Source organism: Streptomyces krungchingensis, assembly GCF_054729265.1.
The window spans coordinates 8,112,278-8,135,984 of record NZ_JBPUKY010000001.1 but is presented as its reverse complement, the minus strand read 5'-3'; the positions used below and the strand labels follow the sequence as shown (position 1 = coordinate 8,135,984).

Here is a 23,707-nt window from a genome sequence, read left to right as displayed (position 1 = left end):
GTGTGCGCGCTCACAGGTGCAGATCGCGGCTGAGTGCCGCCTCCTCGAAGTCGAGCTGGTGGACGACCTGGCGGGCCACCTCGTCGTCGAGGCGTCCCTGGTTGCGCATCATGATGAACGCCTCGCGCTCGGCCGTCAGCATCTCCCGGCGCAGCAGCCGGTAGGCGGCGGACGGCGACTGGCTGCCGAGCCGGCCGTCGTCGCGCAGCCGCTCCCAGGCGGCGACGCGGCGGTACTCGGCGACCTCCCGCAGCCGCAGCACCACATGCTGCGGGCAGTGCTTGTGTTCGTGCGCGACCAGTTCCTCCAGGCGGTGCTGCGCGAGCCGGGCCGCCTCCTCCTGTGCCTTGGCCTCGGCGAGGTGGTCGTCGTGCTCGCCGTTCGTGCCCGCGAGCCCCAGCAGGCGCACGAACGCCGGGAATCCGAGCCCCTGCACGAACAGGGTGCTCAGGGTGACGGAGAAGGTGAGGAAGAGGACGAGTTCGCGGTGCGGCATGTCGTCGGGCAGCGCGAACGCCGCGGCCAGTGACACGACGCCGCGGATGCCCGCCCAGGACAGCGTCGCGGGCAGCTGCCACGGTGGCGAGGGGTCCCGGGCGCGCAGCCGGGGCGACAGCCAGCGCGGCAGATAGGTCGCCGGGAACACCCACAGGAAGCGGCCGAGCATGACGGTGGCGGAGACGGCGGCGGCATACCAGATCAGGGACGCGGGCGGAATGCCGTCCAACGAATCGAGGACCGGGCGGAGTTGGAGTCCGATCAGGGCGAACACCAGGGATTCCAGCAGGAAGACGATCAGCTTCCAGGAGGCCTGTTCCTGGATGCGGGCCGCGTGCGAGGCGCGGTTGGAGTGGTGTCCGAGGTACAGCCCGGCGGCGAGGACCGCGAGCACACCGGAGGCGTGCAGATACTCGGCGAGCGCGTAGGTGACGAAGGGCACCAGCAGGGAGACCGCGGTGTGCGCGACGGCGTCGCCGAGCCAGCACTGGAGCCGGCGCACCGGCCAGGCGATGAACAGGCCGAGGAAGAGGCCGCCCGAGCAGGCGAGCACGAAGTCGCGGACGCCGTCGAGGAGGGAGAACCCGCCGCCCGCGACGATCGCCACGGTGATGCGGTACGCGGTCAGGCCGGTCGAGTCGTTGAACAGCGACTCCGCGGTCATGATCCGTACGAGTCTGCGGGGCAGCCCGAGTCTGCGGGCGACGGACACGGCGGCGACCACGTCGGTCGGTCCGAGGACGGCGCCCAGCACGAAGGCGACGGGCCAGGACATGCCGGGGACGACGGTGTGCGCGACCAGCGCCACCAGCGTCATGGTGAACAGGACGAGTCCCACGGACAGCAGGGCGATGGGGCGCGCGTTGACCCGGAAGCTGAGGAACGAGCTCTCGCAGGCCTCCGAGTACACCATCGGCGGGATGAACAGGAACAGCACGACGTGCGGGTCGAGATGGTAGTCGGGCACGCCGGGCACGAAGGAGGCGAGCAGACCCGCGAGGACCAGGCTGACCGGTGCGGAGATCTCCGCCCGCCGCACCACCACCGCGAGCAGGGTCACGGGGACCACGAGGAGCAGGACGTCGGTCACAGGGCATCGCCCGACGCGGAGTACGACGGGGCGCTGCCGCCCGGCGCCGGATGCAGATGCCGGCCGAGTCCGGCCAGCCGGTGCTGCTTCGGCCGGCAGCCGCAGTGGCAGCTCGGCGCCATGCCCACCAGGGCGGTCTCGACGACGGCCGCGGCCGTCACCGGCACGGTCAGCAGGCCGAGCGCGAGCAGGCCGGAGCGGCCGTCCGCCACGACCGGGACGAGCAGGGCGACGGCGGCGACGGTGAGGCGCACGGTGACGACCGAGCGCGGCAGTCGCCAGCGCGGCCAGGCGAACACGGTGTGGAAACCGACGGCTCCGGCGCACATCAGCCACAGGACGGACGTCTCCGGCGCGGCCCGTGGGTGTGCCACGGCCGACCACACGCCGACGGCGATCGCGGAGACCGAGCCGAGGAGGCAGTAGTGCCCGTAGGCGAGGAGCTCGCGCACCACGCGGCTCTGGTTGTCCTCGGTGCGCAGCTGGTGGGCGATGCGGCTGTTGCTGAGGTGGAAGTAGATCCACCACAGGGAGGCGACGAGCAGGAACGCGGTGCCCAGCGCCACGGCCTGGCGCGCGGAGAAGTCGTGCGGGATCTTCCCCCCGGCGTCCACGAAGGGCACGCCGAGCGCCAGGATGACGACCAGGCCGAAGCGTTCGGGCAGATGCAGCACGTCGACGCGTATGTGGGTGAGGCGTTTGCGCAGCAGGAAGGTGCTGGACAGTTCGACGGCCATCAGGACGGCCCAGGCCGCCCGCTGCTGCTCGTGGCCGAGCCCGGCGGTGAGCAGCAGCAGCGGCGCGGTGAAGAACGCCGACACGGAGAACGGGTTCAGCCGCAGCCCGCCGAAGACGTCGATCGCCCACCACAGCAGCAGGGCACGCAGCAGCAGGTAGGCGCCCGCGAAGAAGAGGCCGTGCCCGTGCAGGGCGGTGGGCGCGGCGATGGTCATCATCGAGGTGATCAGCGTGATGGCGAAGAGCCGCAGGCGGTTCTTCACGTCGTGCAGGTCGGTCAGGTTCGACAGGATCCCGGTGCCCACCCACGACCACCAGAACGGTGTGAACACGGCCCAGGCGTTGACCAGGCCGGTCCAGGAGACGTCGTCGGCGAGGGTGTGGGTGACCTTGTTGACGGCGAAGACGAGCACCAGGTCGTAGAAGTGCTCCGCCACGTTGATGCGTTTGGACTGGATGAGCGGTGCGACGCGGCTCGTCGCCATGTCAGCCTCCGGCGGTGGGCCTCACCCGGTCGAAGCTGTGGCGGAAGTGCGCGTCGACCGCCTCGACCGCGGAGCCCACCTGGGGCTCCTGGTCGTAGAAGTCGAACTGCGTGCCCTCCAGCCACAGCACGCGGGCCGCCGTGGGCAGCAGGGTTGCGAAGCGCCGTACGCCGTCGGGCAGGGCGGCCTGCTCGCTGTGCACCACGATGGTGGGGACGTCTATCCGGGGCGCCGAGGGGATCGGACTGAAGGTCAGCCAGTCCCACCAGCCCATCACCGCGAACCGGTTGGGCCACTCGGGCACGCCCCCTCGCGCGGGCGAGAGGTAGTAGTCGTAGGGCCCGTACATGGCGGCCTCGGGGTCGGTCTCGCTGACCGCCTTCACATAGCGGACGGTGCCGGTGCGGGCGTACTCCTCGCGGGCGAGCGCCGCCTCGTCGAGCTTGCGGCGCACGGCGTCCTGGCCGCCGTAGACCTGGTGCACCAGGGAGGCGTCGTGCAGCCACGGGGCGACGAGGGCGAGCGAGCGCACCCGGGGGTCGTTGGCGGCGGCGACCGCCGCGTAGCCGCCGCCCGCGCAGACGCCGAGCAGGCCGACCGACTCGGGGTCGACCATCGGGTTCTCCAGGAGGTGGCTGACCGCGCTGCTCATGTCGCCGACCTTGCGGCCGACCAGCTCGGTGTCCCGGGGGTGCCCCGTGGACTCCCCGTGGCCGGTGAAGTCGAAGGCCAGGGCGAGGTATCCGAGCCGTGCGAGGCGTTCGGCGTACAGGCCGGCCATCTGCTCCTTGACGGTGGTCCAGGAGCCGGCGACCACCACGGCGGGGCGCGGTTCGCCGTCTTCGGTCTGTGCCAACTGGTAGAGGGTGCCGACCAGTTGCTCACCCTCGCTCTCGAAGGTCACGCGTGCCCTGCGCACCATGGGCGTCTCCTCGATGCGGCGGTCCGCTTCCATGACTGTCATCCTCACGAGCAGTTAAACGGGGAGTCAAATCTGCGCCCGGCCAAGGGGCGTACTCTGTCGAGTCACGCTCCGTGGCCGGATCAGGCGGCCTTCAGTTCGGCCGGGTACAGGAAGTAGTTGGCGGCCGAGGCGGCCTGGGAGCCCTCGTGGACGGCGGCGCTGACCTGGTGCGAGTGGAGCGAGGAGACGTCACCGGCCGCGTACACCCCTTCGGCCGACGTCCTCTGCTCGGTGTCGACGGCGATGTGGCCGCTCGGTGCGAGCGCGAGACCGAGTGGGCCGGCCAGGGCGATCTCCGGGGTGGCGCCCTGGATGCTGAACAGGGAGTCCGCCTTCAGGTGGTGTCCGCCGCGGGTCACGACGGTGCGCAGCATGCCGTCCTCCCCCTCCACCGAGTGGATCCGGTCGTGCAGGACGGGGATGCCGGCCGCGTCCAGGCGCCGCCGGTACAGCGGGCCGATCTCGTCGCTGCGGCTGTTGGTGAGCAGCTGGATGTCGTCGGTGAGGCTGTGCATCTGGAGCGCCTCGGCGGCGGTCGTGTCGGTGTGGCCCGCCATGAGGACGCGTTTGCCGCGGTTCTCGTAGCCGTCGCAGGCGATGCACCAGAACAGGGAGCGGCCCACGTAGGACTCCCAGCCGTGGAAGTGCGGGAAGTGGTCGAGCACGCCGGTGGCGATGATCAGCGTGCGGCCGGTCCAGGAGCCGGTCTGCGCGTGCACCGTGAACCCGCGCCCGGCGTCGCCCTCGGCGCGCACGACGGCGTGGTGGACGATGCGGGCCTGCGGGTAGGCGGCCAGTTGCGCGCGGCCCAGCTCGCGCAGTTCGACGGTCGGGATGCCGCCCGGGAAGCCGAGGTAGTTCCGGTTGACCTGGTGATGGGTGGAGCGTCCGTGTCCGGTGTCGAAGACCAGCACACTGCGGTTGTAGCGGGCCAGGCACAGGGCGGCGGACAGCCCGGCGGGGCCGCCGCCGACGACCAGGGTGTCGGCGTCGGGAACCGATGGGGCCGTGGTGGCCATGGGGTGAACCTCTCCGTCCGTCCGGGACTTCGGATGCCGGGCGCCGCCCCCGCCGGGGCGGGCGGGGGCGGCGCCCGCAACTCATGGCGGCGGGTCTGCCGCCGCCCGCTTCGTCACTCGTCGTCGCAGCGTGCGTGCGGGTCGGTGAGGAAGGCGTCCGTGGCGGCCAGGGCCCGGGTCACCTCCGGCGGGACCTCGCCGACGATGACGAAGTCGACGTCCAGACCGGCCTTCGTGCGCTGGAACAGCAGCTCGTTGATGGGCTCGCGGGAGATCTCGGTGACCCGGCACATGTGGAACTCGACCCGCTCGGGCCGGGCCTCCAGCGCTTCGTTCAGCGTGCGCCGCAGTTTCTCCAGCGAGTCCCGGCCGAGGACGCCCTCACAGGAGACCCGCGCGGTCCGGCCGTCGAAGCTGCTGGAGATCCGCATGGGCATCTCGGTGGGCTCGATCTCGACGCGTACCTTCAACCGCTCGGTGGACTCGGGCAGTTGCACGGTGAGGTTCTTCGGGTCGAAGTCCTCGTAGCGCTCCCCGTCGATCCACACCCGGGCGAGCCGGACGGCCTCCCTGGGCAGCAGGTCGGGCGCGACGTGCAGCGTGCGGCCCGGGAAGGACGCGGGCAGCGGCCGGAAGTGCAGGGTGAGCACGTTGTCGCCGACCAGCAGGTTGCCGTAGGTCGCGGCGAGGTAGCACAGCTCCAGGGAGTGGTAGCCGGCCATGGCGTGGCTGCCCTTGAGCCGCTCGGTGCCGAGCAGGTACGGGATGCCGTTGGCGAGGACGTTGAAGTACACGCCGCCGTCCTCGTAGTCGAGGAAGAAGGCGTTGTAGAACGACGCGGCCTCGCGGGCGAGCCGCCGGTGGTCGGGATCGCCGGTCGTGCCCGCCAGGATGAGGTAGGCGAGGATCGACTGCTCCTGCTGCCACCAGGCCTTGCGGTCGTGCCAGACCAGCCGGTGGTCGCCGAAGCGGGGATCGGCACGCCGCTCGACGACGTCGTACCAGCCGCCGCGCTGCTGGTCGCTGCCGACCGCCGGCATGATCTCGGCGATCCGCTCGGCGAGTGCCACGTACTCCGGCTTGGCCACCAGGCTGTTGATGCGCATGAGGTTCCACGCGATCTTCAGGTTGTGGCCGACGACCGCGCGGTCCTGCTGCCAGCCCCAGGTGCGGTCGGGGCTCCAGTCCTCGTGGAAGCGTTCCTGCACGAAGGGACTGTTGGGCTCGTCCGGGAAGTGCCGGACGATGGTGTCGGCGGTCTCCTCCAGCATGTCGGCCAGGTCGGAACGGCCGGTCGCCAGGTAGGCGTTGATGAGGTAGGCGGGGGCGTGGTCGCCCACCGAGTTCCAGTTCTTGCGGGCCCGGTTGCGTCCCAGGGAGTCCGCGCGCGGGTCCATGGTGATCGGGTCCAGGTGCGAGAAGTAGCCGCCGCGGACGTAGTCCTTGAAGTAGCGGTGGAACAGCTCGACCGTCCGGTCGATGTCGGCCGCGATCCGCGGATCGCCGGTGATCCGGTACGTCTGGGTCGGGCCCGCCAGCGCGTAGATCTGCTCGTACATGGGGATCGCGTCGAAGTCGTCCCCGAACTCCGAGGCGAACACCTTGCGCTGCCCGGCCCGGGTGATGTCGATGCCGTGGTACCAGTAGACGATGCCCTCGCGGTCGTCGGCCACCTGCATGTGCTCGCGCAGATACTCCGTGCCCGACTCGGCCGCCTCCAGGAAACGGTCCTCACCGGTCAGCAGGAAGGCGGTGGCGAGGCCGTACACCAGGCGGGAGATCGTGTCGGTCTCCTGCCGCACGTCCTGTCCGGCACCCTCGGGAAGGTGGGTTCCGCTCAGCGTCAGGTGTGTGCGGAACTTGCGCCAGTCGTAGACCTCGTCGGGGAACTGGCCGCGCAGATAGAAGTCCGCGATCTCGCGGGCCTGATGGACCCACCATTTGGGGTCCTCGAAGACGTAGGAGCCGCGGTGTTCCTCGGGGAAGGTGATGTTGCGGGCCTCGATGCGCGCCCCGCCGTCCCATTCGTAGAAGATTCCGTAGACAAAGACGTAGCGGCCCTCGGCGAGCATGTCGAGGGTGGCCTCGCTGGTGTCGCGGTGCCCCTCGGCGAGATTGCGCACGATCTGGGAGCCCAGGAGGCCGTCCAGGTGGATCGTGAACTCGCGCCCGTCGGTGGTCCGCAGGCCGAAGCGCTGGTGAGCGGGCTCGTAGGCGCTGACATATCCGGCGATGCTGTCGCTGTACGTACGGCGTATCTCGGGTGCACTCATCGAAGGGTGCCTCCATCATCGGGGGGTGCCATGAGCAGCACGGCGCTGTCTCCATGGGGGGTGGAAAGGTGTGGCCGTGGACAGGGATCTCCCGTCCCCGGCTCAGCCCACGGGAATCCGGTCCCAGTCCAGTGCGGCGAAGGAGGACTCCCAGTCGGTGACCGCGGGTCCGGTCTCGTTGAAGAGTTCGAAGGTCACGCCGATCGCGGAAGGGCAGTACATGGCCTGGATGCAGGCTTCCGCGGCGTGCTGCCGCGAGACCTGGCCCGTGGCGCGGTCGCCCTGCACCAGGCGTACCCGGGAGCCGGCCCGCTGGTCGTCCACGAGCCAGCCGGGGCGCACCACGGTGTGCGAGAGGCCCGACTCGCGGACCTCGTCCTCCCCCGCGCGACGCCAGTCCAGCACTTTGCCGTAGGCGTTGAGCGGGTGGCCGTAGTGCGTGGTGTGGATCTGGCTGACGAGGACGACGTGCGGACGGCGGCCCGTCCGGACGGCCGACCGGAGCGCATGACGCACACCCAGGTACATCGTCGTCTCGGGCCGGTCCGGCCCGGTGTCGTCGGTGCCGGGAGAGACGCAGTAGACCAGCGCGGAACAGTTCGCGAGCGGTGCGTCGAGCGAGCCCGGTTCCCGTACGTCGGCCGCGGTGTAGGTCACCCCTGCGGGCAACGCCTCCCCGGGCACGCCACGGCCGACCACGTGGACGCGCTCACCCAGGTCCAGCAGCCTGCTCACGACCAGACGCCCGAGCCGGCCCGAGCCTCCGATCACCACCACCGGGCTGTCCATCGATTCCTCCTCGTATTGGGGCGGTTCATCCAGGGACGGTTCATCTGGGTACGGTTCGTCGCGGAACGTTTCGTCGGGGGCGGCGCCACGAGCGTGGTGCCGCGGGTCGTCGGGGGCGGCCGGCGCCGGGCGGTGTCAGGCGCGCCGGGTCGTCGTCAGGGCGTCCGGCTGTGCCGGTTCCCTCCGGCCACCACCGGCCGGCATGGCGGCCTCGGTCCGGCTCGTCGCCCCAGGCATGCAGGCCTCCCCGCTAGTCGCAGCCTCTCCGTTCGAGATGGAACCCCGCGGTGTCGAATGCTGTCAAATGCCTTGTAAATTAAGGTTGGACCTCGTCAACTCGGCTGCGGCGAATCTCATGTGGGGCCGCGGAAGCGCGAATGTCGTCCGGCGTGCGACCGGTCGACCACGGCGCCCGGCAGGTGCCGCGGGCGGGCCGGCGAAACCCGTCGGGCCCGCGGCAGAGACCCTGCGGCCCGCTCGAGCCGAGCGCCGGTGACCCGCGGCCCGCCCGAGCCGAACCGCTCCGCATCCTTGCGGCCCGCGCGACCTGAACTCCCCCGCACCCCTGCAGCCCGCGCGACCCGAACACGCACCGCGGCGCGATCCGGAGCCGGTGCCCTGCCGGAGGCGTCTCCCGGAGCCGTACGCGCGACGGGATCCGGCGCCGACGGACCGTCAGAATCCCGCTCCGGGGGTCCGGATGCGGTGGTCCGGACACCGCCCGGAGGGTCCTCGTGGTGGGCTCCCCACCATCGCGGCCCGGGACGGTTGCGCGGCCACCGCGACCACCCCCAACCGTGTGTCCGGACCACCTGGGCGTGGCACTGAGTGCCGCGCACTGTGGAGCCAGCTCAACAGAGCGACTCCGAACCGAGGTGGGATTCCGATGAGCGGCACCGAACTCTCTTCCACGTTGTTCGCCACCTTCCCGCGCAGCGATCAGCGCAGGAAGGGCGAGGAATACATCCAGGGCCTCCTTGCCACCGAAGGACGCAAGTCCATAAGGAACATGGCGGCTCCGGCCGGCGGCTCGGCCCGCGAACAGAGCCTCCACCACTTCGTTTCCAGTTCAACATGGCACTGGATGCCGGTCCGCAAGGCACTCGCCCAGTACGTCGCGCGGACCGTCGCCCCGGAGGCCTACGTGATCCGCCGCATGGTCATCCCGAAGGCGGGAGACAACTCGGTCGGCGTGTACCGGCGTTACGTCCCCGAACTCGGCCAGATCCGTGGCGTGCAGCAGGCCGTGGGCGTGTGGGCGGCGGCCCAGGAGTCCAGTGTCCCCGTCAACTGGCGGCTGGACATCCCGCAGGACTGGCTGGACAACGGCCTCCGTCGCCGTCAGGCCGCCATCCCGGACAGCGTGCGCGAGGAGTCGCCGGAGGAGGCCGCGGTCGAGGCCATGCTCGCCGTGCGGGACTGGGGGCTGCCGGCCCGGCCGGTGGTCATGGACGCCCGGGACATGGACGCCATGTCCGTCGTGCGCCGCTTCCGCTCCTCCGGTGTCCCGCACCTGCTGCGCGTCAGCGGTTCCCTGCGGCTGACGCCCGCGGACCCGGCGCAGATCGGCCGCCCCGCACCGGAGTCGCTGCCCGCGCAGCAGATCATGTCCGCCGCCAAGCTGCTGCGCCGTCCCGCGGTGTGGCGCGACCACAGCCCCGAACACGCCATGCGCACCAGCCTGGTGGCCGCCGTCCGCATCCGCGGCGCCTCCCGTGCCCCCGGCATGCGGGGCGGCGGGGACATGCTGCTCATCGGCATCGGTGACAGCGGCAAGGCGTGGCCGGCCGAGCTGTGGCTGACCGACCTGGTCGACATGAACCCCGTCGCCCTGCTGCGACTCACCAAGCTTCTCGGCCGGGTCGACCGGGACTTCACGGAGATCTCCGAGCGGGTGGGCATCCGCGACTACGCGGGCCGTTCCTTCAACGGCTGGCACCGGCACGCCACGCTGGCCTCGGCCGCCCACGCCGTCGCGGCGCTCGACGGGACGTACGGAACGTACGACGAGGAGCTGCGCAGCGGCGGGGGCGTGCGCCAGGCCTCCTGAGGGGGCCGCGGCCCGCCGGCGCCCCGGACCGCAGCCCACGCCCTACACCTCGTGCCTCGTGCCTCGTGCCTCACGGCTCACGGCTCACGGCTCACGGCTCACGGCTCACGGCTCACCAGATGGTTGCGGATCCTCAACAGCCGTAACGCCAACTGCACTTCGAGCGCCCGTCCCGGCTGCTGCCAGTCCGGGCCGACCAGTTCACTGATCCGTTCGAGCCGGCGGGCGACCGTGTTGGGATGGACGTGCAGCCGCCGCGCCGCGTACGTAGGGCTGGCGCCCGCCTCGAAGAAGGCCTCCAGCGTGTGGGTCAGCTCGGAGAGCCGCTGCTCGTCGTAGGCGAGAAGCGGTCCGAGGACCGACTGGATGTACTTCTCCGCGTCATGGGTGTCGGACAACAGCAGCCCGAGGAAGCCCAGTTCGCCGGCCGAGCCGGCCCTTCCCACCGCCCCCAGCGCCGTCATCGCCTCCAGGCAGCGCACCGCCTCCTGGTAGCTGTGCCGCACCCCGGCCGGGTCCGCGACGGGCCCCGAGGCGGCCACCGTCACCGGATGGCCGAGCAGTGGCGCCAGCTCGCCGGACAGCGCGCGGGCCGCGGCCCCGGGATCGGTGCCCGGCAGCAGGAACACCGCCGTACCGTGCCGGATGCTCTTCAGGCCGCTCTTGCGGTACGCGTACGAGGCCGCCCACACCGAGGCCCTGGCCGGCGTCTCCTCCTCCGGCCGGGCGACGACGACCACGTGCGGGCCGTCCAGTTCGACGCCGAGCCTGCGCGCCCGGGTCCGTATCTTCTTCGGTGACAGGTCGGGATGGGTGAGCAGTTCGTCGAGGAGGTCGTCCCGCACCTGCCCCTCGGCGATCGCCGCCCGGCTGTTCTCCAGCAGCATCAGCACCGCCATCGCCTGGGTCGCGAACCCGAGCAGCTGCACGGCGTGGTCGGTGAGCGGCCGGTTGGGGTGCACCAGGACGGTGCCGAGGTCGACGGTGCCGGTGCAGATCGGCGCGGCCCACATGCCGTCCTCGTCCAGCGGTACGGGATGGCAGGCGCCGTGCGCGTCCAGGGCACCGGCCGCCGCGTGCTCCCACTCGACCTCCGGCACCTCGCCCGCGGTGGCGAGGACCACGCCGTCGGAGCCGCAGATCCGCACGGCGCCGTCGAGGAGCTTGCTGGTCTCCTCCGCCACCTCGTTCAAGTCACCGCCGCCGAGCACCAGTTGGAGCATCTTGGCGTGCGCGTCGCCGGACTCCCGCAGTGCCGCCGCCCGGTCCAGGAGTCGGGCCCGTTCCAGGGTGGCGCCGGCGAGTTCGCCGTACGCGCTCATCAACGCCACCTCGTCGGCAGTGAAGTGCCGCACGGTCCGCGCGGCGATGTGCAGCACGCCGAAGGGCCGGGTCTGCCGGTTCAGCGGCACCGCCATCACGGTGCGCAGTCCCTCCGCCCCGATCACCTCGTCGACCGCGGCGCTGCGCTCGATCCGCTCGTCGCTGAGGTAGTCCGGGGTCCAGAAGGGCACCGGGTCCGTCATCGCCATGCTGCCCGGTCCCTCGCACACCGGCAGGGTCAGCCCGACGTCCAGGCCGGCGATCCGTCCGTCCGAGGCGTGGACCCGCACCCGTGCCGTGGCCGGCTCGCCGGCCCGCGCGTCCTCGTCCCGCGCCCCGGTGGGGGGCGCCTGGCCCGTGAGCGCCCCGTTCCGCGGGCCCGCGGGGGCCCGTGGCGCAGGCTCCGAAAGCTCCGCACCCTGATGCGCCGAAGGATCGCGCCGGCCCGCGTCGTCCTCTTCGGGGAAGCAGACGTACGCCATGTCGAGGCCCAGCAACAGCCGCGCGCGCCGGGCGATCGCCTGGACCAGCGTGCTCTCCGGCTGGTGCACGGCGCCCAGATCGCGAGCGGCCTCCAGCAGCGTGGACAGACCGCTCTCGCGTTGCCGGTGACGCTCCCAGCGCGAGGAGATGCTCAGTCCGAGCCGGGCGGCGCGCTCCAGTTCCGCGAGCTCCGCGGCATCCACGCCACGCACCCTGGCCTCGTCCACGAGGGAGGTGAGGCGGTCGCCGGAGGCTCCCGCCGCCAGCAGTTCCAGTACGGCGGAACTGGCGTCCCGCGTCGGCTCCTGGGACACACTGCCTCCCACTCCCCCGCGCGTGTGCTCTGGTGTGTCGCTATCGGGCGCCGTGCAGCCGCAGTTGGGTGCCCACCGTCCCGCGGAGCGCTTCCCACGAACGGACCAGCCGTTTCTCGCCATGCGCGGCGAGCCTCCCGGCGACCGCCTCGAAGCGTAGGCCGGTCCGTTCGAATTCGTCCAACACGCGGAGGGCCTCCCCGCGTCGGCCGTCGAGCGTGTCCCCGCACGGTGTTCCCCACCGGTCGGCGGCGACCAGGGAGCGCAGCGGAAGAGCCAGCGCGGTGTGCCATCCGACCAGCCGGGCCGCGTATCCGGCCTGGTCGGGAGTGTGCGGTCCGTCCACCGTCCAGAGCAGCCGCTGCGGCCGGGCGCCCGCCGCGGCGAGCCTGCGCCAGCGGTCGCTGCCCAGCCGCTCGTCGTAGTCGTGGTACATCAGCCGGGCGAGGGCCAGGGCGGTCCCGCCGCGCAGCGCGTCCGCGGCGGGGGTACCCAACTCGGCCAGTCGCGCGTCGCATTCGATGTCGATGCGGTACACCGGCGCCGAGGCAAGCGAGACGATGCCGTGCAGTGCCCGGCCGGCGTCCCGGGCGATCTCCAGTCCCGCGCAGTAGGCGTCCGCGACCTCCCGGTAGCGCCGCGGTGTGTAGATCTCGACCGCGTGCACTCCGATTCCCCGGCCCACGCAGTCCCTGATGGCCGTGAGCCCTTCGGCGGTGGCCGGGATCTTCACCAGCGCGTTCTGGCGGGCGACGGCGGCGACCAGCGCGGTGGCCGCGGCGACGGTGGCCGCGGCGTCGTGGGCGAGCCCCGGGTCGAGGTCCAGCGAGACGTGTCCGTCGCGGCGGCCCGTGGCCTCGTGGACGGCGCCGAGCTCGTCGCAGGCCAGGCGCGCGTCCTGGGTCTGCAACGCCCTGAGCGCGGCGCCGGCATCACTGCCGTCACGGGCCAGCCGGGCCAGCTGCGGACGGTAGGCGTGCTCCGCGGACAGGGCGGCGGCGAGCAGGGCGGGCTGCGCGGTCGCGCCACGCACGCCCTCCTCGGCCGCCAGCGCGGACAGCCGTCGCGCCTGGAGAAACCCCCGGTGAAATCCGTTCAGCCATGGGGAAACGCCCTCGGAAATGAGACGACGCAGAATTCCGCCCCGCATAACCCCTCCCGGCGCCGTGATTGAGGACGACGGGTCAGCATGCGCGGTCCTTCCGCACTGCGCGACGTCGCTGCGCGGACAATGTCAACTCGTGCTGCGCGGGCGCCCGTCGGGAAGGGCGGGCGACCTGATGGACATGCGCTTCATCTGACGTATTCGCCGATGCGTCGTTGGCCGGTACCCGCCGCCCTCGCACCCTTTGTCACCAAGGAGCACCCGTAGGAACAGCCTTGGAGACAACCGTGGACATTGATCTGCCCAGTGTCCGATCACGGACTGCGCTGCAGCAGCCGGATTGGGACAGGACAGAGTTGATCCGTTCGGTCAGAGGGGAGTTGTCGAACAGTCAGGCACTCGTCGGCCACGACGACGTCACCGCGTTGCGCGACCTGCTCGCGCGGGTGGCCGTCGGTGAAGCCCATGTGGTCCAGGCCGGGGACTGTGCGGAGGACCCCACCGAATGCACCGCGGGCTATGTCGCCCGCAAGGCCGGCTTGCTGGACGTGCTCGCCGGCACCCTAAAGATGATCACCCATACGCCCGTGGTCCGGGTCGGCCGGATGGCCGGCCAGTTCGCCAAGCCGCGTTCCCGGCCCACCGAAGTGATCGGAGGCACCGAACTCCCCGTCTATCGCGGACACATGGTCAACAGCCCGGAGCCCGACCCGGAACTGCGCCGGCCCGACCCGCGCCGGCTCCTCGACGGCTACGCGGCCGCCCAGGAGGCCGTACGCCACCTCGGCTGGCTCGACGACGGACGCCCGTCCGTGATCTGCCCGCCGGTGTTCACCAGCCACGAGGCCCTGCTGCTCGACTACGAACTCCCCATGGTCCGCAGGGACGAGGAGGGCCGGCTGCTGCTGACCTCCACCCACTGGCCATGGATCGGCGAGCGCACCCGGCAGCCGGACGGCGCCCATGTCGCCCTGCTGTCCCAGGTCGTCAACCCGGTGGCCTGCAAGGTCGGTCCGAACATGTCGGTGCGCGATCTGCTGACACTGTGCGAACGGCTCGACCCGCAGCGGCAGCCCGGCCGGCTGACCCTCATCGCACGGATGGGAGCCGACCTGGTCTCCGAACGGCTGCCCTCGCTGGTGTGGGCGGTGCGCGCCGCCGGCCATCCGGTCATCTGGCTCACCGACCCCATGCACGGCAACACGGTGACGGCCCCCGACGGGCTGAAGACCCGCTTCGTCGAGACCATCGTCCGGGAGGTCGAGGGCTTCCAGTGTGCGGTGCGCACCTCCGGCGGCATCGCCGGCGGACTGCACCTGGAGACCACTCCGGACCACGTCACGGAGTGCGTCACGGGCGTGGACGACATCGACCACGTCGGCGACAAGTACACGAGCTTCTGCGACCCGCGGCTCAACCCGGTCCAGGCCGCATCCGTGGTCTCGGCCTGGCGCGGATGACCGGACCAGGGAGGTCCCGCACATGGAGAACCAGCAAGGAAACGAGGAATGGGAGAACCGGGTCGCCCTCGTCACGGGCGCCGCGGGCGGCATAGGCGCCGCGGTGAGCCGCGCGCTCGCCGAGCGGGGCGCGACGGTCGCGGCCGTCGACCGTGACGCCGACGCGCTCGGCGAGACGGTGGAGAAGCTGCGGGCGGACGGGCTGCGGGCCGAGGCGTTCGCCACCGACGTCAGCAGCAGCGCACAGGTCGAGGCGACGGTCGACGCCGTCGAACGGCGGCTCGGACCGGTGCGGTACCTGGTGAACGCGGCCGGCGTGCTGCGCCTCGGCGAGGTGCGCGGCTTCAGCGACGAGGACTGGCAGACCACGTTCGCGGTCAACGTGAACGGCGTCTTCCACGTCAGCCGCGCGGTCGTGGACCGCATGGCGGAGCGAGGCAGCGGGGCGATCGTCACGGTCTCCTCGAACGCCGCGGCCACCCCGCGCACCGAGATGGCCGCGTACGCCGCGTCCAAGGCCGCCGCCACCATGTTCACCCGGAGCCTGGGGCTGGAGGTGGCCCGGCACGGGATCCGCTGCAACGTCGTCGCGCCCGGCTCCACCGACACCCCGATGCTCAGTTCGATGTGGCACGACGAGTCGGGTCCCCGGGGCACCGTCGAGGGCCGCGCGGACGCCTTCCGCGTCGGCATCCCGCTCGGCCGCATCGCACAGCCCTCGCACATCGCCGACGCCGTGGTCTTCCTGCTCTCGGACCGCGCCGCACACATCACCCTGCACATGCTCACCGTCGACGGCGGCGCGTCGCTGGGCGCCTGACCCACCGCAAGGCGCCCGACCCACGCAGATCCGAAGGGACTTCCACTGCCATGGCAGGCATTCCGACCATCGAGCCGTACGCGATGCCCGCGCCGGGCGACCTGCCGCCGAACACGGCGGCCTGGTCCGCGCACCCGGACCGCGCGGTCCTCCTCGTCCACGACATGCAGCGCTACTTCCTCAAACCCATACCCGACCAGGGGCCGGCCGACGAACTCGTGGGCAACGCCGCGGCGTTACGGGACCGCTGCGCCGAACTCGGCGTCCCGGTCGCGTACACGGCGCAGCCGGGCGGCATGGACGCCGGGCAGCGCGGACTGCTCGCCGACTTCTGGGGTCCGGGCATGCGGGTGGACCCCGCGGACCGCGAGGTCGTCGAGCCGCTGGCGCCCCGGGAGGGCGACTGGATGCTGACCAAGTGGCGCTACAGCGCCTTCTTCAACACGGATCTGCTGGAGCGGATGCGCGCGGCGGACCGCGACCAGCTGATCATCTGCGGTGTGTACGCGCACGTCGGTGTGCTGATCACCGCGACCGAGGCGTTCTCGCACGACATCCAGCCGTTCGTCGTCGCCGACGCCGTCGCCGACTTCTCCGCCAAGGACCACCGCACCGCACTCCACTACGCGGCCCAGCGCTGTGCCGTCGTCATCCCCGCAAAGGAGGTCTTCGCATGACCGGCGCTCCGCGCGACCTGCTCGACCAGGTGCTGTCCGGGCAGTCACCCGCGTACGCCCTGGTCCACCGGCCCGCCGCCACCGGCCGCGCCGCACTGGAGGTGCTCGTCGGCGAGGTGAGCGAGCCGGAGACCCTCGACGGCATCCCGCTTCCCGCCGCGTCCGCGCCCGGCCACGAGGTGCTGGCGCTCGTCCCCTACCGGCAGATCGGCGAGCGCGGGTTCGACGTCGCCGACGACGGGGCCCCGCTCGTCGCCATGGCGGTCACGGGACAGCAGAACCTGCCGGTGGCCGACGTGCTGGCCCGCATCCCCGACGTGCCGATCCGGCTGGCCGGCGGGCACTTCGACATCGACGACGCGACGTACGCGGACACGGTCCGCCGGATCATCAAGGAGGAGATCGGCGAGGGCGAGGGCGCCAACTTCGTCATCAAGCGGTCCTTCACGGCCGACATCACCGGCTACTCGCCGGCGAGCGCGCTCACGCTGTTCCGCAGGCTGATGGAGCAGGAGTCCGGCGCGTACTGGACCTTCCTCGTGCACACCGGGACCCGCACGCTGGTGGGCGCGAGCCCCGAGCGGCACATCAGCGTGCACGGCGGTACGGCGGTGATGAACCCCATCAGCGGCACGTACCGCTATCCCGCCGCGGGTCCGACCCTGCCCGACGTCATGGACTTCCTCGCCGACCGCAAGGAGGCCGACGAGCTGTACATGGTCGTCGACGAGGAACTCAAGATGATGGCCCGGATCTGCGCGACGGGCGGCCGGGTGGTCGGACCGTACCTGCGGGAGATGGCCCGGCTCGCGCACACCGAGTACTTCATCGAGGGAGAGACGGACCGCGATCCGCGCGAGATCCTGCGCGAGACGCTGTTCGCGCCGACGGTCACGGGTTCCCCGCTGGAGAGCGCGGCCCGCGTCATCCGGCGGCACGAGCCGCACGGCCGCGGCTACTACAGCGGTGTGCTGGCCCTCATCGGGCGTGACGCGCAGGGCGGGCGGACGCTGGACTCCTCGATCCTGATCCGTACGGCGGACATCTCCTCCGAGGGCCGGCTCGCCATCGGCGTGGGCGCCACCCTGGTGCGCCACTCCGATCCGGACTCCGAGGTCGCGGAGACGCGCGCCAAGGCGGCCGGGCTGCTGGCGGCGCTGGGCACGGAAGAGCCGGCACGCTTCGCCGAGCACCCGAGCGTGCGGGGTGCGCTGGCCGCGCGGAACACCACGATCGCCGGGTTCTGGCTGGCAGAGGGTGCGCGGCAGACGCCCGTGGCGGACGGCCGCAAGGTCCTCGTCGTGGACGCCGAGGACACCTTCACGGCCATGATCGCCCACCAACTGCGATCCATGGGGCTGCTGGTGACGGTCCGCCGGTTCGACGAGCCGTACTCCTTCGACGACTACGACCTGGTGGTCATGGGCCCCGGTCCGGGTGACCCGCGGGATCTGGCCCACCCCAAGATCGCGCATCTGCGCGGGGCCGTCCGTACGCTCCTCGACTCCCGCAAGCCGTTCCTCGCGGTCTGCCTCAGCCATCAGGTCCTCAGCCTGGAGCTGGGGCTCGACCTCAACCGGCGTGCCGTGCCGAACCAGGGGGTCCAGCGGGAGATCGACCTCTTCGGGCGCCTCGAACGGGTCGGCTTCTACAACACGTTCGCCGCGCGCAGTGCCGCGGACCGGCTCGACGTTCCCGGCGTCGGGGAGGTCGAGGTCTGCCGCGACCCCGGCAATCGCGAGGTCCATGCGTTGCGGGGGCCCGGGTTCGCGTCCATGCAGTTCCACCCGGAGTCGGTGCTCACCCAGAACGGACCGGCCGTGATCGCCTCCCTCATCGAGTCCGTCCACGCCCCCCTCCGCACCGAGGACGCCCACGCCTCCCTCCCCACCGAGGACGCCCGCGCCTCCCTCCAGTCCGAGGACGTTCACGCCCCCGTCCGCACCGAGGACGCCCACGCCCCGCTCCAGACCATCTGACCCCGTCCCCACAGGCCCCGGCCCCTTCCCCCAGGGGGTCGGGGCCTTCCCCTGTCCGGGGCCCGCAGGAGACGTCTCTCGCCCCCGCCGCCCCTACCCGTCCCTTACCCCCGGGGGCTCCGCCCCCGGCCCCCCGCATCGGCCTGAACGGCCCCGTCCTCAAACGCCGGACAGGCTGGGACTCTGCAACTCCGGCCAGCAACAGGACCCAGCCCCACTCCCGCCTTCCGGGGGGCTTCTCCGCCCCCGCATCGGCCTGAACGGCCTCGTCCTCAAGCGCCGGACGGGCTGGGATCCTCCGGCACGGCGACAAGGGGGAGCGCCGGGCGGCGAAGAAACAGCCCCTCCGTCGTTTGAGAAGCGGGGCCCGTCAGGCAACCTCCCGCGATTGAGGAGCGAGACCGGGAGCGAAACCTCCCGCGTATGAGACGGCGGCTGACAATCAGCCGCGCCGGCCTCCCGAATGGGAGACGGGAGCTGGGAATCAGCCCCTCGGTCCGCGTCCCGCAATGGACACGGAGGCTGAGAACCAGCCCCTCGGTCCGCCTCCCGCAATGGACACGGAGGCTGAGAATCAGCCCCTCGGTCCGCCTCCCACAATGGACACGGAGGCTGAGAATCAGCCCCTCCGGCGATTGAGGAGCGGGGTCCGGGGCGGAGCCCCGGGGACGGGACGGGTAGGGGCGGAGGGGGCGAAGAACTGGAGAGGCCCTCCCCCGGGTGCGTCCGGAGGAGGGCCTCTGTCGTGGGGCGGGACGGGCGACGCCCTGCGCCCTGAAGCGGGACGGCGGAGCCATGGGCCCTGGGGCGGGGCGGCGGCGCCCTGCCCTGAAGCAGGGCGGCGAAGCCCTGTGCCTTGGGCGGGGCGGCGGCGTCATGGGCCCTGGGGCGGGGCGGCGAAGCCCTGTGCCTTGGGCGGGGCGGCGGCGTCATGAGCCCTGGGGCGGGGCGGCGGCGCCCCGGGGTGGGCGGCTACGCGGCGTTGCGTTCGGCGGTCGGGGCCGGCGGCAGGCTCAGGGCGCGGTCGACCAACGCTCCCGCACCCCCGGTGTATCCACCGGGATCGCACAGGGCAGCCAGCTCGCCGGCACCGAGGAGGCGGGCCACGGCGGGCTCGTCGGCCAGGACGTCGGGCAGCGGCCGCCCCGTCTCCCGGGCCACCGTCACCGCGTCGCTCAGCAACTGCTTCGCCCGCACCTTGCCCAACCGGGGCGCAAGGACGGCGGCGATCCGCTCGGAGACCAGCTGGGCCCCGCTGTGCGCGAGGTTCTCACGCATGCGGCGCGGACTCACCTCCAGCCCCTCGGCGAGCTCCACGGCCGTGTGCGCCGCGCCGCCCACCAGCCGCAGGCACTCCCGCAGCAGCTGCCACTCGGCGTGCCAGGCCCCCGCCGACCGCTCGTCCTCGGAGAGCAGACACTGCGTCAGTCCAGACGCCATGACGGGCACTTGGAGGGCGGCGGCGCGCATCAGCGTGGCCAGCACGGGGTTGCGCTTGTGGGGCATCGCGGAGGAACTGCCGCGTCCGGCCGCCGTGGGTTCGGTGACCTCGCCGACCTCGGTGCGGGTCAGCGACTGCACGTCCACGGCGATCTTCCCCAGCGCGCCCGCCGTGAAGGCCAGCACCGCGGCGACGTCGGCGACGGGCGTGCGCAGCGCGTGCCAGGGCAGTACGGCCGGAGCGAGTCCCGTCTCGGCGGCGAACGCCTCGACGAGACGGTCGAGATAGTCGCCCGCCTCCCCCACCTCGCCGTCGAGCGCCGCGTACTCCAGATAGCCGGCGAGGGTTCCGGCGGCACCGCCCAGCGACACCGGCAGGCCCCCGTCGAGGACCCGCTCGACCCGCAGCGCGGCGTCGAGGACCAGCTCGCGCCATCCCGCGGCCTTCAGGCCGAAGGTCGTCGGCACCGCCTGGAGGGCCAGCGTGCGGCCCGCCATCAGGGTGTCGCGGTGTTCCAGGGCCAGTGCGCCCAGCGCATCGGCGACGCGCTGGAGGTCGGTGTGCAGCAGCCGCAGCGCCCGCGCGGTGACGAGCATCGCCCCGGTGTCCAGGACGTCCTGGCTGGTGGAGCCCCGGTGCACGTACTCCGCCGCGCCCTCGTCCCGGTCCGCGACGGCCCGGGTGAGGGCCTGGACCAGGCCGACCACGGGGTTGGCGGTCTCGCGGGAGGCGAGTGCGAGGGCCCGCAGGTCGAAGCGGTCCGCGCGCGCGGTGCGGGTGATGACGTCGGCCGCGGGTTTCGGCACCGTCCCGAGCCGTGCCTGGGCACGGGCCAAGGCGGCCTCCGCGTCGAGCATGGCCTGGAGCCATGCCCGGTCGCAGACGGCCGCCTCGACGGGGGTACCGGCACGCACGGGGGACAGCAGACCTGAGTCGGTCGGCACGTCCGCGTCCAGATGTGCGTCCAGTGGGTGGGTCACACGATCACTCCGGTCAGGTCGGTGTCGGTCTCGTCGGTCACCGGCCGTACGCCCGCGGGGACCTGGGACGCCGGCGGCAGTCCGAGGACGGCACGGGCGATCGCGTCGGAGTCGCCGAGGGTCACCGAGTCGACGCCGGGCCGGATGCCGGCCGCGGTCACCCAGTGCACGGACTCGGTGGGGACGCCGTAGGCGAAGCGGCGCGGGTGCGCGCGTCCGCGGGCGTCGAGGAGCCGGTTGGGCCGCTCGGTGACGGCGAGTCCGCCGGTCTCGTACGTGGTGCCGCAGCTGCCGTCGATCCGGAACGGGCCCGCCTGCTCGGTGTTGATCAGGTGGCTGAGCAGCGGGTCGTCGGTGCGCCGGATGTCGGGCTCGGGCAGCCGGGCCTCGATGAGCGCGGTGGCGCGCACCGGAGTGCCGGGCACGGCGCTGGAGTCGGCGACGAAGACCTGGTTGCGGGTGTCGAGCCGGACCTGGGTGCCGGGTCCGGTGATCTCCAGGACGCCGGCCTCGATGAGCGCGACCATCTGCTCGATGCGGGCGGCGGGCGGGCCGATGGACAGGAAGGCGTTGAGCGGTGTGTACCAGCCTTCCAGGTCGTCGCGGTGCGAGTTGCCCTCCAGGCCGCCGTGGTCGACGGCGAGCCGGATCTCGTTGCGCAGGTCGCGCAGGACGTCGAGGGCGGCCTTGAGCGGTCCGCTGACGTTGCCGGAGCGGGCCGCGGTCACGTCGGCGCGCAGGTAGTCGAGGAGCCACTCCTGGAAGTCGTCGCGGTCGGTGAACTTCCGGTTGCCGTAGGGCCGGGAGAGCTTCTCCCAGTCCCAGCGCTCGGTGCGGTCGATGCCGTACGAGTCGAGCAGCGCGTCGGGGCTCTCGCCCTCCGGCAGGGCGAGGTAGGCGCTCACCAGTGCTTCGCGGTCCTCCTCACGGCCCTTGGCGGACAGCAGCGTTCCGTAGAAGACGCTCTCCACCTCGCGGGAGATGTACGGCCACAGGTCGGCGGTGAAGTTGATGCGCTCGCCGTCCTCGGAGCGCTTGCGGAGGTCCTCGATGTACTGGCCGGTGAGCAGCTTCGGGTAGTAACGCCCGTACGCGCCCTTCTCGTTCTCGCCGCGCGCGTGGTACGGGACACCGCGCCGGGAGAAGGCGTACAGCTTGGGCTCGCGGCCGGAGGGGTGGTAGACGAGCTTGCCGTCCTCCTCGGCGAAGCTGCCGCCGCGGCCGAGGGTGAACAGGGCCATGTGATCGAAGAAGTTGAGGCCGAGGCCGCGGATCAGGACGTTCTGGCCGGGTGCGACGGAACTGAGGTCGGCGTCGGCCGGGTTGCAGGGCGTGATGTAGGTCAGGTAGTGGATCCGGGCCAGGCTCGCGGTGCGGGCCTCGCGCGGGGTGAGGCGCGCCGGGAGGTGACCCTGCGCCAGGATGATCGCGTCGAGCTGGTTCAGACGGGTGCCGTCCTCCAGGCGCAGGCCCTGCGGGCCGCCGGGCACTCCGTGCGTGTCGGCCATGGCCACCGCGCGGGAGGCGTGCACCGTGATGGTGACGTGCCGGGGGGCGCGGGCGACGACGCGCTTGAAGGCGTCGTGCAGATAGCGGCCGTAGAAGGCGCGGCTGGGGTACGAGTCGGGGCCGAGGCGCTCGGCCTCGTCGAGGGTGTCGTTGTCGTAGCCGCCGAACTGGCCGAGCAGGGAGAGGCCCTGGGCCCATTCGTACAGGCTCGGCCCCGGCTCGATGGGGCCCTCGATCTGCGCGCTGTCGTCCGTGTAGACGGTGATCTGCGAGGCCACCGTGTTGGTGAGCAGATGCCGGGACTGTTCCGCGCGCCAGACCGCGCCGGCACCCGCCGGGGACGGGTCGACGACGTGCACGACGACTTCCGTGTGCGTGGACCGCTTGCGCTCGCCGGCGCACAGGCGCTCCAGTACGGACAGTCCGCGCGGTCCGGCACCGACTATGGCGACCTGGAGACGGCTGCTGCTCATTCCTGAACTCCGTTCTGATTCGGGTGGGTGGGAAGGTAGGCCGGTGCGGGGGTGGTGGCGCCGAAGTCGCGGGCGCCGTGCATCCAGGCGACCTGGTCGTGCAGTTGTCCGGGGGTGAGCTTGGAGAGGAGGGCGTTCCTTGCCAGCGCGGCGCCCCCTGCGGGGTGCCACAGCCGGGTGCTCTCGCGTGCGGCGAGCTGGATGGCGGCGGTGCGTTCGCGGCGGTCCGCGGCGTACTTCTCGAAGCGCTGGGACACGTCGTCCCCGCTGCCGTCCTCCAGCAGGTCGCCGAGGTGGACGGCGTCCTCCAGTGCCTGGCAGGCGCCTTGTGCCGCGTAGTGCAGCATGGGGTGGGCGGCGTCGCCGAGCAGGGCGACGCGTCCGTCGGTCCAGGTGTCGACCGGGTCGCGGTCGACGAGCATCCAGGACCGCCAGCCGTCGCCGAGCTCGACGAGACGCTGCGCGTCCTGGCCGAGGGTGGCGAACTGCCTCCGTACGTGGGCCTTTTCGACGGGCACGCCGGCGAAGGCCCGGGTGCCTCCGTCGTCCTTGCTGCCCGCGAGGTTGAGGTACTTGCCGCCGGCGATCGGGTAGTGCACGAAGTGGCAGCCGGGACCGGTCCACCACACCACGGAGGTGTCGCGGCGCAGTTCCGGCGGCACCTGGTCCATGGGGATGACCGCGCGGTAGACGGTGATCCCCGAGACGCGGGGTTCGCCGTCGCCGACGAGCTGTGCGCGGACGTTGGAGTTGATGCCGTCGGCGCCGATCAGGGCGTCGCCGTGGACCCGTTCGCCGTTCTCCAGTACGGCACGTGCGCCGGTGGGGGTCTGCTCGTATCCGGTGACGGCGCTGCCACCGCGCAGTTCGATGGTGTCCCAGGCCCGGCAGGCGTCGAGGAGCACGGCGTGCAGCTCGGCGCGGTGCACGACGACGTACGGGTTGCGGAACCTGCGGCGGTACTCCTCGGTGAGCGGCACGCTGGTGACGTGTTCGCCCGTCACCCCGTCCATGAACCGCAGTTCGTCCATGCGGACGGCGAGGGATCGTGCCTCGGCGCCGACGCCGAGCCGGTCGAGCGCGTGGATTCCGTTGGGGGCGAGCTGGATGCCGGCGCCGATCTCGGCGAACTCGGGGGCCCTTTCCAGGACGACGGCCCGGTGGCCGCGACGGGCCAGGCCGAGCGCGGTGGCGAGCCCGCCTATGCCACCGCCGGTGATGACTGCCTCGATCATGG

General features: G+C 72.0%; 16 protein-coding genes. 5 read left to right on the top strand and 11 right to left on the bottom strand.

The genetic code is table 11. The annotated features are described in order from the left end of the window. Nucleotides 1-10 precede the first annotated feature (10 nt). The 6 genes from ACSYGO_RS35475 to ACSYGO_RS35450 form a co-directional block, all read right to left on the bottom strand. The gene (locus tag ACSYGO_RS35475) at nt 11-1,588 is read right to left on the bottom strand and encodes a Na+/H+ antiporter (RefSeq protein WP_426682211.1); all 1,578 of its coding nucleotides are present in this window, start codon (nt 1,586-1,588) and stop codon (nt 11-13) included. Then, nucleotides 1,585-2,811, bottom strand: a complete 1,227-nt coding sequence (locus tag ACSYGO_RS35470) for a low temperature requirement protein A (RefSeq protein WP_460389038.1) — start codon at nt 2,809-2,811, stop codon at nt 1,585-1,587. Before ACSYGO_RS35470 ends, ACSYGO_RS35475 begins: the two co-directional genes overlap by 4 nt. 1 nt (nt 2,812) lies before the next feature. Further along, a complete protein-coding gene (locus ACSYGO_RS35465) occupies nt 2,813-3,766 on the bottom strand; it encodes an alpha/beta hydrolase (protein WP_426682209.1) in 954 nt (317 codons plus the stop codon). Nucleotides 3,767-3,855: 89 nt separating this feature from the next. After that, nucleotides 3,856-4,794 carry an NAD(P)/FAD-dependent oxidoreductase gene (locus ACSYGO_RS35460; RefSeq protein ID WP_426682208.1) on the bottom strand — a complete coding sequence of 313 codons (939 nt, stop codon included), beginning with the start codon at nt 4,792-4,794 and terminating at the stop codon, nt 3,856-3,858. A 113-nt stretch (nt 4,795-4,907) separates the two neighbouring features. Further along, nucleotides 4,908-7,067 (bottom strand): AGE family epimerase/isomerase, encoded by a 2,160-nt coding sequence (locus ACSYGO_RS35455; RefSeq protein WP_426682207.1) that lies wholly within the window; start codon nt 7,065-7,067, stop codon nt 4,908-4,910. 102 nt (nt 7,068-7,169) lie between these two features. Further along, on the bottom strand, nt 7,170-7,856 hold the full coding sequence (locus ACSYGO_RS35450) for an NAD(P)H-binding protein (protein WP_460389036.1): 687 nt from the start codon (nt 7,854-7,856) through the stop codon (nt 7,170-7,172). Between the two features lie 886 nt (nt 7,857-8,742). Here ACSYGO_RS35450 and ACSYGO_RS35445 point away from each other — a divergent pair. Then, nucleotides 8,743-9,906: an IS701 family transposase gene (locus ACSYGO_RS35445; RefSeq protein ID WP_432188957.1), complete on the top strand. Its 1,164-nt coding sequence runs from the start codon at nt 8,743-8,745 to the stop codon at nt 9,904-9,906. A gap of 98 nt (nt 9,907-10,004) precedes the next feature. On the opposite strand, the gene ACSYGO_RS35440 is transcribed toward ACSYGO_RS35445, so the two are convergent. Both ACSYGO_RS35440 and ACSYGO_RS35435 read right to left on the bottom strand, forming a co-directional pair. Next, complete coding sequence (locus ACSYGO_RS35440) at nt 10,005-12,026, bottom strand: helix-turn-helix domain-containing protein (RefSeq protein ID WP_460389034.1); 2,022 nt, start codon at nt 12,024-12,026, stop codon at nt 10,005-10,007. Between the two features lie 40 nt (nt 12,027-12,066). Continuing rightward, a complete protein-coding gene (locus ACSYGO_RS35435; RefSeq protein ID WP_435227534.1) occupies nt 12,067-13,176 on the bottom strand; it encodes a transaldolase family protein in 1,110 nt (369 codons plus the stop codon). A gap of 242 nt (nt 13,177-13,418) precedes the next feature. Here ACSYGO_RS35435 and ACSYGO_RS35430 point away from each other — a divergent pair, with 242 nt between their 5' ends. The 4 genes from ACSYGO_RS35430 to ACSYGO_RS35415 are packed head-to-tail and all read left to right on the top strand — an operon-like array spanning nt 13,419 to nt 18,067. Further along, nucleotides 13,419-14,591 carry a 3-deoxy-7-phosphoheptulonate synthase gene (locus tag ACSYGO_RS35430; protein ID WP_426682202.1) on the top strand — a complete coding sequence of 391 codons (1,173 nt, stop codon included), beginning with the start codon at nt 13,419-13,421 and terminating at the stop codon, nt 14,589-14,591. A 22-nt stretch (nt 14,592-14,613) separates the two neighbouring features. Further along, the gene (locus ACSYGO_RS35425; RefSeq protein ID WP_460389032.1) at nt 14,614-15,411 is read left to right on the top strand and encodes a 2,3-dihydro-2,3-dihydroxybenzoate dehydrogenase; all 798 of its coding nucleotides are present in this window, start codon (nt 14,614-14,616) and stop codon (nt 15,409-15,411) included. Nucleotides 15,412-15,461: 50 nt separating this feature from the next. Further along, nucleotides 15,462-16,088, top strand: coding sequence for an isochorismatase family protein (locus tag ACSYGO_RS35420; RefSeq protein ID WP_460389030.1), 627 nt, complete (start codon nt 15,462-15,464; stop codon nt 16,086-16,088). Then, nucleotides 16,085-18,067 (top strand): anthranilate synthase family protein, encoded by a 1,983-nt coding sequence (locus ACSYGO_RS35415; RefSeq protein ID WP_460389028.1) that lies wholly within the window; start codon nt 16,085-16,087, stop codon nt 18,065-18,067. Before ACSYGO_RS35420 ends, ACSYGO_RS35415 begins: the two co-directional genes overlap by 4 nt. Nucleotides 18,068-19,039: 972 nt before the next feature. On the opposite strand, the gene ACSYGO_RS35410 is transcribed toward ACSYGO_RS35415, so the two are convergent. From ACSYGO_RS35410 to ACSYGO_RS35400, 3 genes are read right to left on the bottom strand one after another with little or no spacing between them, the layout of a single operon-like run. Continuing rightward, nucleotides 19,040-20,488, bottom strand: coding sequence for a nitrosuccinate lyase (locus tag ACSYGO_RS35410; RefSeq protein ID WP_460389026.1), 1,449 nt, complete (start codon nt 20,486-20,488; stop codon nt 19,040-19,042). Further along, nucleotides 20,485-22,470 carry an FAD/NAD(P)-binding protein gene (locus ACSYGO_RS35405; RefSeq protein WP_426682197.1) on the bottom strand — a complete coding sequence of 662 codons (1,986 nt, stop codon included), beginning with the start codon at nt 22,468-22,470 and terminating at the stop codon, nt 20,485-20,487. The genes ACSYGO_RS35410 and ACSYGO_RS35405 overlap by 4 nt, the downstream gene beginning before the upstream one ends. Further along, a complete protein-coding gene (locus tag ACSYGO_RS35400) occupies nt 22,467-23,705 on the bottom strand; it encodes an FAD-dependent monooxygenase (protein WP_460389024.1) in 1,239 nt (412 codons plus the stop codon). Before ACSYGO_RS35400 ends, ACSYGO_RS35405 begins: the two co-directional genes overlap by 4 nt. Between the last annotated feature and the right edge of the window lie 2 nt (nt 23,706-23,707).